This is a genomic window from Micromonospora sp. NPDC047793 (assembly GCF_040642635.1).
In the GTDB taxonomy this organism is placed as follows: domain Bacteria; phylum Actinomycetota; class Actinomycetes; order Mycobacteriales; family Micromonosporaceae; genus Micromonospora.
The window spans coordinates 103,562-114,918 of record NZ_JBEYSG010000017.1; the positions used below are offsets into that span (position 1 = coordinate 103,562).

The 11,357-nt window shown below is 70.8% G+C and carries 11 protein-coding genes; 9 read left to right on the forward strand and 2 right to left on the reverse strand.

Annotated elements, in window-relative coordinates:
- Positions 1 to 44: 44 nt before the first annotated feature.
- Complete coding sequence (locus ABZ738_RS26415) at positions 45 to 1,016, reverse strand: COX15/CtaA family protein (RefSeq protein ID WP_357217398.1); 972 nt, start codon at positions 1,014 to 1,016, stop codon at positions 45 to 47.
- A gap of 161 nt (positions 1,017 to 1,177) precedes the next feature.
- Between ABZ738_RS26415 and ABZ738_RS26420 the strand changes: the two genes are divergently transcribed.
- From ABZ738_RS26420 to ABZ738_RS26455, 8 genes are all read left to right on the forward strand, one after another.
- Positions 1,178 to 1,909, forward strand: coding sequence for an HTH domain-containing protein (locus ABZ738_RS26420; RefSeq protein WP_131054277.1), 732 nt, complete (start codon positions 1,178 to 1,180; stop codon positions 1,907 to 1,909).
- On the forward strand, positions 1,906 to 3,336 hold the full coding sequence (sufB, locus tag ABZ738_RS26425) for a Fe-S cluster assembly protein SufB (protein ID WP_117227176.1): 1,431 nt from the start codon (positions 1,906 to 1,908) through the stop codon (positions 3,334 to 3,336). Before ABZ738_RS26420 ends, sufB begins: the two co-directional genes overlap by 4 nt.
- 82 nt (positions 3,337 to 3,418) lie before the next feature.
- Positions 3,419 to 4,564, forward strand: a complete 1,146-nt coding sequence (sufD, locus tag ABZ738_RS26430; protein WP_131054270.1) for a Fe-S cluster assembly protein SufD — start codon at positions 3,419 to 3,421, stop codon at positions 4,562 to 4,564.
- Positions 4,564 to 4,890 (forward strand): non-heme iron oxygenase ferredoxin subunit, encoded by a 327-nt coding sequence (locus tag ABZ738_RS26435; protein ID WP_131054271.1) that lies wholly within the window; start codon positions 4,564 to 4,566, stop codon positions 4,888 to 4,890. The genes sufD and ABZ738_RS26435 overlap by 1 nt, the downstream gene beginning before the upstream one ends.
- Positions 4,890 to 5,663: a Fe-S cluster assembly ATPase SufC gene (sufC, locus tag ABZ738_RS26440; RefSeq protein ID WP_131054272.1), complete on the forward strand. Its 774-nt coding sequence runs from the start codon at positions 4,890 to 4,892 to the stop codon at positions 5,661 to 5,663. Before ABZ738_RS26435 ends, sufC begins: the two co-directional genes overlap by 1 nt.
- A 25-nt stretch (positions 5,664 to 5,688) precedes the next feature.
- Positions 5,689 to 6,993, forward strand: a complete 1,305-nt coding sequence (locus tag ABZ738_RS26445) for a cysteine desulfurase (protein ID WP_131054273.1) — start codon at positions 5,689 to 5,691, stop codon at positions 6,991 to 6,993.
- A gap of 39 nt (positions 6,994 to 7,032) precedes the next feature.
- Positions 7,033 to 7,509: a Fe-S cluster assembly sulfur transfer protein SufU gene (sufU, locus tag ABZ738_RS26450; protein ID WP_131054274.1), complete on the forward strand. Its 477-nt coding sequence runs from the start codon at positions 7,033 to 7,035 to the stop codon at positions 7,507 to 7,509.
- Positions 7,506 to 7,907 carry a metal-sulfur cluster assembly factor gene (locus ABZ738_RS26455; RefSeq protein ID WP_131054275.1) on the forward strand — a complete coding sequence of 134 codons (402 nt, stop codon included), beginning with the start codon at positions 7,506 to 7,508 and terminating at the stop codon, positions 7,905 to 7,907. The genes sufU and ABZ738_RS26455 overlap by 4 nt, the downstream gene beginning before the upstream one ends.
- 115 nt (positions 7,908 to 8,022) lie before the next feature.
- On the opposite strand, the gene ABZ738_RS26460 is transcribed toward ABZ738_RS26455, so the two are convergent.
- A complete protein-coding gene (locus ABZ738_RS26460) occupies positions 8,023 to 9,891 on the reverse strand; it encodes a S8 family peptidase (RefSeq protein WP_176094632.1) in 1,869 nt (622 codons plus the stop codon).
- 570 nt (positions 9,892 to 10,461) lie between these two features.
- On the opposite strand from ABZ738_RS26460, the gene ABZ738_RS26465 reads away from it, so the two are divergent.
- Positions 10,462 to 11,118: a LysE family transporter gene (locus ABZ738_RS26465; RefSeq protein WP_176094631.1), complete on the forward strand. Its 657-nt coding sequence runs from the start codon at positions 10,462 to 10,464 to the stop codon at positions 11,116 to 11,118.
- Positions 11,119 to 11,357: the final 239 nt, after the last annotated feature.

Here is an 11,357-nt window from a genome sequence, read left to right on the forward strand (position 1 = left end):
GTTCCGGCCGGTGACCTGTCGGCCGGAACCGGTGGGTCGTCGCCTCAGGCGTGCGCGGAGACCGGCTGCGCGGCCGGGACGGCGCTCTCGTCCGGCGCCGGGTCCACCGGGCGGCGCTCCCGGGTCGACCAGAGCACCGCCAACGTCGACAGCCAGACCAGGCAGGAACCGAGCATGTGCGCGCCGACCAGCAGCACCGGCAGGTTGGTCAGGTACTGCACGATGCCGATCACGCCCTGCGCCAGTTCGACGGCGAGCAGCACCCCGGCCGCCCGCACGGCGCGGGCCGGCGCGCCGACCGCGCGGAGCGCCAGCCAGAGGCCGACGGTCAGACCGATCAGCAGGAAGACCAGGTCGGCGTGCACCTGGGAGATGGTCTGCGGATCGAGGCCGTTGCGGACGGCGTTCGCGTCGCCCGCGTGCGGGCCGCTGCCGGTGACCGCCACGCCGACCACGATCACCGCCGCACTGACCATCACGGTCAGCCAGGTCAGGGTGCGCAGCGCGGAGGGCACGACCGGCACCTTCGGCCCGTCCGGCTCGGTCACCCGACGCCAGAGGGCGTACGCGACGAGCAGCAGCGCCATCGAGACCACGAAGTGGATGCCGACGACCGAAGGGTGCAACTGGGTGCGGACGGTGATCCCGCCGATCACCGCCTGCGCCACGATCCCGAGGACCACCGCCAGGGCCAGCGGCACCACCCCTCGGCGGCGCGGCCGGTGCGCCAGCGCGGCCAGCAGCATGGCGCCCGCGATCAGCACCAGCACGAAGGTGAGCAGCCGGTTGCCGAACTCGATCACCCCGTGCACGCCCATCTCGGCGGTGGTGGTGTACGAGTCGTCGGTGCACCGGGGCCAGGTGGGGCAGCCGAGTCCCGAGGCGGTGAGCCGGACCGCCCCGCCGGTGACGACGATCACCGTGTTCGCGACGATGTTGGCGTACGCGAGTCGGCGCAGCAGGGTGGTGGAGACCGAGAACCGGGCGGGTCGCTTCACGGAGCGAATCCTACGCACCGTAGTTGACGCTGATCGGGTGACTCCGCCCGCTCGGTGGTTCGGATCACCGGACCCCGCGTTTGCAGGCGTCTGGCGAATTACGTAACGTGGGCGTTGTGAAAAAGGCGGCAGGGTTCCCCGGGTACCCGCCGACGGCCGGTTCGGCCGCCGGTGGCCCGGTGCCGCCTGCCACGGAACTGCCGCCCAGCTCGGAAGTGGCGCCCGCCGCCGACCTGTCGACCCGGGATCGGGTCACCCAGTTGCTGCTGGAGCGTCGCGCCGCCACCGCCGCCCAACTCGGCGACGCGCTGGGGCTCAGCCCGGCGGCGATCCGTCGGCACCTGGACGCGATGCTCGCCGACGGCGACGTGGTCGCCCGTGAGCAGACCGTCCGCGGCCACCGGGGGCGGGGTCGCCCGGCCAAGGTGTTCCTGCTGACCGACGCCGCCCGCAGCCGCTGCGGCACCCACCACTACGACAACATGGCCACCGCGGCGCTGCGGTGGATCGCCCGTACCGGCGGCTCCCGCGCGGTGGAGGACTTCGCCGCCGAGCAGGTGGCCGCGCTGGAGGCGCGCTGTCAGGCCGCCCTGAGCGACGCCGGGGACGATCCGATGGCGCGTGCCGAGGCACTCGCCGCGGCGTTGACCGCCGAGGGATACGCTGCCAGTGCGTCCACGATCGCTTCCGGCGGCCAGCTCTGCCAGCACCACTGCCCGGTGGCGCACGTGGCCGCCGAGTTCCCTGCGTTGTGCGAGGCCGAGACCACGGTGATCTCTCGCCTGGTCGGCACCCACGTGCAGCGCCTGGCCACCATCGCGCACGGCGACGGGGTGTGCACCACGCACATTCCGGGCTCGTCGCCTGCCCAGTCCGGTAAGACCGTCACCACTGTGAGGACAGATAGATGACCGAGCAGATCGTCCAGCCCCTGACCCAGGAGGAGCAGCTCGCCGCCCTGGGCAACTACGAGTACGGCTGGGCCGACCCGGACGTCGCCGGGGCGGTCGCCCAGCGTGGCCTCAGCGAGGCGGTGGTGCGGGACATCTCGGCCAAGAAGAACGAGCCCGCGTGGATGCTCGACCTGCGGCTGAAGGGTCTGCGGCTGTTCGGGCGCAAGCCGATGCCGGCCTGGGGCGCCGACCTCACCGGGATCGACTTCGACAACATCAAGTACTTCGTGCGTTCCACCGAGAAGCAGGCCGCCAGCTGGGAGGACCTGCCGGAGGACATCAAGAACACCTACGACAAGCTGGGCATCCCGGAGGCGGAGAAGCAGCGTCTCGTCGCCGGTGTGGCCGCCCAGTACGAGTCCGAGGTGGTCTACCACAAGATCCGTGAGGACCTGGAGGAGCAGGGTGTCCTCTTCCTGGACACCGACACCGCCCTCAAGGAGCACGAGGACGTCTTCAAGGAGTACTTCGGCACGGTGATCCCGGTCGGCGACAACAAGTTCGCCGCCCTGAACACCTCCGTGTGGTCCGGCGGCTCGTTCATCTACGTGCCGAAGGGCGTGCACGTGGAGATCCCGCTGCAGGCGTACTTCCGGATCAACACCGAGAACATGGGCCAGTTCGAGCGGACGCTGATCATCGTCGACGAGGGCGCGTACGTGCACTACGTCGAGGGTTGCACCGCGCCGATCTACTCCTCGGACTCGCTGCACAGCGCCGTGGTGGAGATCATCGTCAAGAAGAACGCCCGGTGCCGTTACACGACCATCCAGAACTGGTCGAACAACGTCTACAACCTGGTCACCAAGCGCGCGGTCTGCCACGAGGGCGCGACCATGGAGTGGATCGACGGCAACATCGGCTCCAAGGTGACCATGAAGTACCCGGCGGTCTACATGACCGGCGAGCACGCCAAGGGCGAGGTGCTCTCGGTGGCCATGGCCGGCGAGGGCCAGCACCAGGACGCCGGCGCCAAGATGGTGCACGCCGCGCCGCACACCAGCAGCACGATCGTGTCGAAGTCCATCGCCCGGGGCGGCGGCCGGACCTCCTACCGGGGTCTGGTGCAGGTCCTGGAGGGCTCGCACAGCAGCGCCAGCACGGTCAAGTGCGACGCCCTGCTGGTGGACACCATCTCCCGCTCCGACACCTATCCGTACGTCGACATCCGCGAGGACGACGTGTCGATGGGGCACGAGGCGACCGTCTCCAAGGTCAGCGAGGACCAGCTCTTCTACCTGATGAGCCGGGGCCTGAGCGAGGACGAGGCGATGGCGATGATCGTGCGCGGCTTCATCGAGCCGATCGCCAAGGAACTGCCGATGGAGTACGCCCTGGAGCTCAACCGCCTGATCGAGCTGCAGATGGAGGGCGCGGTCGGCTGACCCGCCCACCGGCGGGCCGGCTCGCGTCGGCCCGCCACCCTCGCACCACAGACCGTCGTCGTGAGAACAGACCAAGGACGAGATGACTACCCAGGCTTCCGCACCGCCGCCGAGCACCAAGTCGCAGGCGCTGCGCTCGTACGACGTCGCCGACTTCCCGGCCCTGACCGGCCTGGAGGAGGAATGGCGTTTCACCCCGCTCAAGCGGTTGCGCGGGCTGGTCGGTGACGGCCGCACCGCGACCGGCACGGTCCGGCACGAGTACGCCGACCTGCCCGAGGGCGTGACGGTGGAGCGCGTCGACCGGGACGACGAGCGGGTCGGCAGCGTGCTGACCCCGTTCGACCGGATCAGCGCGCTGGCGTACGGCGGTGCCGGCCAGGCGCTGCTGGTGCGGGTCGCCCGGGAGGCCGTCCCGGCCGGGCCGGTGACCGTACGGGTGGTCGGCGAGAGCGCCGAGGGGGTGGCCTTCGGGCACACCGTCGTGCAGGTGGAGCGCTTCGCCGAGGCGACCCTGGTGCTGGAGCACGTCGGTTCGGCGACGCTGGCCGACAACGTCGAGGTGACCGTGGCAGACGGCGCGAAGCTGACGCTGGTCACCGTCTCCGACTGGGCCGACGACGCGGTGCAGGCGCAGCACCTCAAGGTGAAGCTGGGCCGGGACGCCCGTGTGGTGCACGTCCAGGCCACGCTCGGCGGCGACCTGGTGCGCCAGTTCACCACCGTCGAGTACACCGACCGGGGCGGCGAGGCCGAGCTGTACGGCGTCTACTTCGCCGACTCCGGCCAGCACCTGGAGCACCGCCAGCTGGTCGACCACACGGTGCCGGACTGCCGCAGCTACGTCGGCTACCGGGGCGCGTTGCAGGGTGACAGCGCCCGGACGGTCTGGGTCGGCGACGTGCTGATCCGCGCCGAGGCGACCGGCACCGACACCTACGAGATCAACCGGAACCTGCTGCTCAGCGACGGTGCCCGGGCCGACTCCGTGCCGAACCTGGAGATCGAGACCGGCGAGATCGCCGGTGCCGGGCACGCGAGCGCCACCGGCCGCTTCGACGACGAGCAGCTGTTCTACCTGATGGCCCGGGGCATCCCGGCGGCCGAGGCCCGTCGCCTGGTGGTGCGCGGCTTCTTCGCCGAGCTGCTCAACAAGATCCCGGTCGAGGAGCTGCGCGAGCGGCTCGGGGAGACGATCGAGGCCCGCCTGACCAAGGCCGGCGCCTGATGATCCGTGTCTGCGCCGTCGAGGACGTGCCGAAGGGCACCGCGGTCAGCGCCGACGTCGACGGCACCGCGATCGCGCTCGTGCACGCCGAGGACGACGTGTTCTACGCCGTGCACGACGAGTGCTCGCACGCCGCGGTGGCCCTCTCCGAGGGGGAGGTGTCCGGCTGCACCCTGGAGTGCTGGCTGCACGGCTCCCGCTTCGACCTGCGTACCGGCGAGCCGAGCGGGCTGCCGGCGACCGAACCCGTACCCGTCTATCCCGTCGAAGTCCGCGACGGCGACATCTACGTCAGCCTGACGCCGAGTAATGGAGTGACCCGATAATGAGCACCTTGGAGATCCGTGACCTGCAGGTGTCGGTCAAGCTGCCCGAGGGTGAGCTCAAGCCGATCCTGGCCGGTGTCGACCTGACCGTGCGCTCCGGTGAGACGCACGCGATCATGGGCCCGAACGGCTCCGGCAAGTCGACCCTGGCGTACTCGATCGCCGGTCACCCGAAGTACGAGATCACCGGCGGGTCGGTCACCCTCGACGGCGTCGACGTGCTGGAACTCTCCGTCGACGAGCGGGCCCGCGCCGGTCTGTTCCTCGCCATGCAGTACCCGGTCGAGGTGCCCGGCGTGTCGGTGGCGAACTTCCTGCGGACGGCCAAGACCGCGCTGGACGGCGAGGCGCCGAAGCTGCGTACCTGGGGTGGCGAGCTGCGCGGTGCCATGGAGCGTCTGCACATGGACCCGGCCTTCGCCCAGCGCAACGTCAACGAGGGCTTCTCCGGCGGTGAGAAGAAGCGGCACGAGATCGTGCAGCTCGAACTGCTCAAGCCGAAGATCGCCATCCTCGACGAGACCGACTCCGGCCTCGACGTGGACGCGCTGCGCGTGGTGAGCGAGGGCGTCAACCGGGTCCGCGACACCGGTGACACCGGCCTGCTGCTGATCACCCACTACACCCGCATCCTGCGCTACATCAAGCCCGACTACGTGCACGTCTTCGTGGCCGGCCGGATCGTCGAGGAAGGCGGCCCGGAGCTGGCCGACAAGCTCGAGGAAGAGGGCTACGAGCGGTACGTCGCCGGGGCCGGGTCGGCGCGGGCCTGAGCCGAGGGAAGGGCCGGTCACCACGATGACCACCATCGCGATCCCGTCCGGGATGCCGCAGTACGACGACGTGCCCGGCTACGACGTGGCGGCGGTACGCGCCGACTTCCCGATCCTCGATCGGGAGATCAACGGGCATCCGCTGGTCTACCTGGACAGCGCCAACACCTCGCACAAGCCGCGCCAGGTGCTCGCCGTGCTGGACGAGCACTACCGCCGGCACAACGCCAACGTGTCCCGGTCGGTGCACACCCTGGGCACCGAGGCGACCGAGGCGTACGAGGGGGCCCGGGCGAGGATCGCCGCGTTCGTCAACGCGCCGAGCGTGGACGAGGTGGTGTTCACCAAGAACTCCACCGAGGCGATCAACATCGTGGCGTACGCCTTCTCCAACGCCTCGCTGCGCGCCGACGGCGACCCGCGGTTCCGGCTCGGGCCCGGTGACGAGGTGGTGATCTCCGAGATGGAGCACCACTCGAACATCGTGCCGTGGCAGTTGCTCTGCGAGCGGACCGGTGCGACGCTGCGCTGGTTCCCGGTCACCGACAACGGCCGGCTGGACGAGTCGGGGCTGGCGGACCTGGTCAACGAGCGGACGAAGATCGTCTCGCTGGTGCACATGTCCAACATCCTCGGCACGGTCAACGCCACCTCGCGGATCACCGCGCGGGTGCGCGAGGTGGGTGCGCTGCTGATGCTGGACTGCTCGCAGTCGGTGCCGCACATGCCGATCGACGTGGTCGACCTGGACGCCGACTTCATCGTCTTCACCGGGCACAAGATGTGCGGCCCGACCGGCATCGGGGTGCTGTGGGGACGGGCCGAGCTGCTGGCGGCGATGCCGCCGGTCTTCGGTGGCGGTTCGATGATCGAGACGGTGTCGATGGACGGCTCGACGTACGCGCCGCCGCCGGCCCGCTTCGAGGCGGGTACGCCGCCGATCGCCGAGGCGGTGGCGCTCGGTGCGGCCGTGGACTACCTGACCGGCCTCGGCATGCGGGCGATCCAGTGGCACGAGAAGCGGCTGACCGCGTACGCGTTGGACGCTCTGGCCACCGTGCCGGGCCTGCGGATCTTCGGTCCGGAGGTGCCGGTGGGTCGGGGTGGCACGATCTCGTTCGACCTGGCCGACGTGCACCCGCACGACGTGGGGCAGGTGCTCGACTCGCTCGGCGTGCAGGTGCGGGTCGGTCACCACTGCGCCCGTCCGGTCTGCCGGCGCTTCGGGGTGCCGGCGACGACGCGGGCCTCGTTCTACCTGTACACCACCACCGAGGAGATCGACGCCCTGGTCGCGGGTCTGGAACAGGTGCGGACGGTGTTCCGGTGAGCCGGGCCACGCCGGGCGCGTCGACGGGAGGTCGGCCCGATGCAGCTTGAGTCGCTCTACCAGGAGATCATCCTGGATCACTACAAGCACCCGCACGGCCGTGGCCTGCGGGACGCCGCCGACCCGGCGGCGCAGGTCGGCGAGGCGCACCACGTCAACCCGACCTGCGGCGACGAGGTGACCGTCCGGGTGGCCACCGACGGCACCGTGCTGCACGACGTGTCGTACGACGGCATGGGCTGCTCGATCAGCCAGGCGTCGGCGAGCGTGCTGCACGAGCTGCTGACCGGCCGTGACGCGGCGGCGGCGTTCGAGGTGCACGAGGCGTTCGTGGCGTTGGTGTCCGGCCGTGGCCAGGTCACGGCGGACGAGGAGGTGCTCGGCGACGGGGTGGCGTTCGAGGGTGTCGCCCGCTATCCCGCCCGGGTCAAGTGCGCGCTGTTGCCGTGGATGGCGTTCAAGGACGCCGCGGCACGCGCCGGTGTGGGCGCGAGCCCGACGGAGGTGAAGGCATGACCGAGGAAACCAGCACGCCGGAGAACGGGGGCGTGGCCACCGAGGCTGCCGCGCCGGTCGCGGCGACCGGCGGCAAGGCCGCCGCCGCCGACATCGAGGAGGCGATGAAGGACGTCGTCGACCCGGAGTTGGGCATCAACGTGGTCGACCTGGGCCTGGTGTACGGCGTCCACGTCGACGACGACAACGTCGCGACCCTGGACATGACGTTGACCTCGGCGGCCTGCCCGCTCACGGACGTGATCGAGGACCAGACCCGCCAGGCGCTGACCACCGGTCCGGGTGGTGGCCTGGTCAACGACATCCGGATCAACTGGGTCTGGCTGCCCCCGTGGGGGCCGGACAAGATCACCGACGAGGGGCGCGACCAGCTCCGCTCGCTCGGCTTCAACGTCTGACCTGACGACACGGCGCCCGGAGCCCGGCCGATGGCCGGAACTCCGGGCGCTGTCGTGTGTGCGCCGTGCCTTCTGTGGTGTCGGGCGGTGTGACCCGCCCGACGCGACAGTCAGGTCACAGGCTCAGCGTCCAACTGTCCAGGTAGCCGGTGTCGGCGCTGGCGGAGTCCTGGACCCGGAGCTTCCAGGCGCCGTCGGCGGCCTTGCCGGACAGGTCGCGGGTGTAGGTCTGGAAGATGTTGTCGGCGCTGCTGCCGGTGCGGTTGTGCAGCACGTACGCGGTGCCGTCCGGGGCGATCAGCGAGACGGTCAGGTCACCGATCCAGGTGTGGAAGATGCGCACCTCGACCGTGCTGGCCGCGCTGGCGGCGCGTCCGCACCCGTGGATGACGATCGTGCTCTCCACGGTGCTGTTGTCGTTGATCGGGTAGTCGGTGGCGTTGCCCTGGGTGCAGCCGGGCGGGCCGTTGACGGTGAGCGTGAAGGTGGCGCCCTGGGTGGTCTCCGGCCCGGTGCCCAGCACGGTCACCGTGTAGAGGCCGGGCACGGTGCCGGCGGCGGCGCTCAGGGTCAACGTGGCGGTGTCGCCGGAGGTGACCGTGGTCGGGCTGAAGCTCGCGGTCACTCCGGCCGGCAGGCCGCTGACGCCGAGCGCGATGCTGTGCGGAGTACCGACCGTGGTGGTGGTGCCGACCGTGGTCGTGGTGGAGCTGCCCGGGTCGACGGCACCGGCCGCCGGGGTGAGGGTGAGGGCGAAGTCCTGGGTGGGCGGCACGATGTTGCCGGTGTAGAGCAGCTTGTTCGGGGAGCCGACGCCCGGGTTGGTGACCACGTTGTCGGTGGCGTCGGCGACCAGCAGGTCGCGGATCTGCTGCGGGCTGTAGCCGGGGTTGGCGGCCACGGCCAGGGCGGCGGCGCCGGCCACGTGCGGGGAGGCCATCGAGGTGCCGTTGATGGTGTTGGTGGCGGTGTCGCTGCCGATCCAGGCCGAGGTGATCGTGCTGCCGGGGGCGAAGACGTCCAGGCAGGTGCCGAAGTTGGAGTAGCTGGCGCGGGCGTCGGTGCTGGTGGTCGCGCCGACGGTGATCGCCTCGGGGGTGCTGGCCGGCGAGTAGTTGCAGGCGTTGGCGCCGCTGTTGCCGGCGGCGACGGCGTACACCACGCCGTCGGCGATGGAGCGGGCGACCGCGTCGTTGGTGGCCTGGTCGCGGCCACCGCCGAGGCTCATGTTCGCCACCGCCGGCTCGCCCGGCTGGTGATCCGCGGTGACCCAGTCGATGCCGGCGATGACCTGCGCGTAGGTGCCGCCGCCGCCGTTGTCCAGCACCCGTACGCCGACCAGGGTCACGCCCTTGGCCACGCCGTACGCGGTGCCGCCGACCGTGCCGGCGACGTGGGTGCCGTGACCGTTGCCGTCGTCGGCGCTGCCGCCGTCGATGGCGTCGAAGCCGGAGACGGCCCGCCCGCCGAAGTCGGTGTGGGAGAAGCGGATGCCGGTGTCGATGATGTACGCGGTGACGCCGGTGCCGTCGTTGGGGTAGGCGTAGCTGTTGTTCAGCGGCAGCGAGCGCTGGTCGATGCGGTCCAGTCCCCAGGACGGGGTGGGGGACTGGGTGCCGGCGATGCTGACGGTGCGGTTCTGCTGGACGTACTCGACGGACGGGTGGGCCGCCAGCCGCTTGGCCGCTCGTTCGGTCAGTCGGGCCTCGAAGCCGCGCAGGGCGTCCTGGTAGGTGCGGGCGATGCTGCCGCCGTGCCGCCCGGCGAGGGTCTTGGCGGTGGCCCCGACCTGTGCCCGGCTCACCGCCGAGTCCTTGAGCACGACGATGTACGAGTCGGCGACGGCGGCGGCGTCGCCGGCGTGCACGATCGCACCCTCCGCGGGGGCGGCCTGGGCGGGTGCGGCGACCGCCACCAGGGCGAGTGTGGCCGCGGCGGTGAGGGCGAGGCGCCAGGGACGCCGGGACGGCTGGGAGAGGAGCATCTCCCGCCTCCTTTCGATGCGCAGCCGGGCCGTTTGTGACGGGCCGACCGGTGACCGTGGAACGGACTGACACAGATGGTAGGACCTCAACGCATCGAAATTGAGAGATATAATTCGTCCCGCGAATCGCGTAGCATGGTGGATTTCGGCATCCACGATCTTGAATCATTTACCCGAAACAAGCCGGAAACGTCGGTCATTGGTGGGTGGCAGAGCTTGTCCGTTGTGGATGGTCTTCGACGTTCCGTGGTCAGGACTTGTTTCGGTTGGCGAGTCGGGTGTGTCCGCTACTGATCCACATGATTCGACCAGGAACGATTGTCGGGCGGCAATTCGTCGCGGGGGATGTTCGCAATTCGGTCCCATTGACGAGACGCGTGGATAGATGGCCGTGACGCGTCGGCCGGGACACCCGGTGGGAGCCGCCCGTAAATGCGTGGCACCCGTCGGGCGGGGGACGCAGGATGGCGGCGTGCGAACGTACCCGATGATGCCCCGCCCGGTTGCCGTGCCCGTCGCCACGGGCCGACAGCCGGTCGCGCCCGGGTCCCCGCCACCTGATCCGCTGTCGTGACCGGCGCGTTCCTGGCCGGCGTGGTCGCCGGCTACGGCGTCGCCATCCCGGTCGGCGCCATCGCGGTGCTCATCGTGGGGCTCACCGCCCGCACCTCGTTCCGGGTCGGTGCCTCCGCCGCGCTCGGGGTGGCCAGCGCCGACGGCCTCTACGCCGCGCTCGCGGCGTTCGGTGGCGCGGTCGTGGTCGGCTGGCTCGCCCCGCTCGCCACACCACTGCGGCTGGTCGCCGTCGCGGTGCTGCTCGCCCTCGCCGCACACGGCGCGTGGCGGGCGCTGCGCCCCACCGGCCCGACCCGGCCCGCCGTGGACGCCGACGGCCGTCCGGCCCCCGGTGCCGTGCGGCGAGGGCTGGACACCCCACTGCGGGCGTACGCCGGCATCCTCGCGCTGACCCTGCTCAACCCGGCCACCGTCGTCTACTTCACCGCACTGGTGCTCGGTCGCGGCGGCCGGTACGGGTCCGGGGCCGGCGCGGCGACCCTCTTCACCCTCGGGGTGTTCCTGGCCTCGGCCAGTTGGCAACTGGTGATCGCGGCCGGCGGCACGCTGCTCGGCCGGACGCTCACCGGTGCGCGGGGACGCCTGGTCACGGCCCTGCTGTCGAGCGCCATCATCGCGGCACTCGCCGTCGCCCTGCTGATCGGCGGCTGACCCTCCGAACGGGACGGTCGACGGTGTGACGATCCGGTGACAGTCGCGTTGCGACCGGCGGCGGCGGTTCCCTTCCAGAGGATCTTCCCCTGTTCGGCTGATGTTCGTCCTCCGCCGTCCGGTTAGGGTCTGGCCCATCCATCGATCACTCGCGCTGCCCGTCGACCCGGACGGCGCGATGGGTCGCACCCCTCATCACCAGGGAGACGAGTTGAGGCGCTTCCGCACCCCTCGACCGG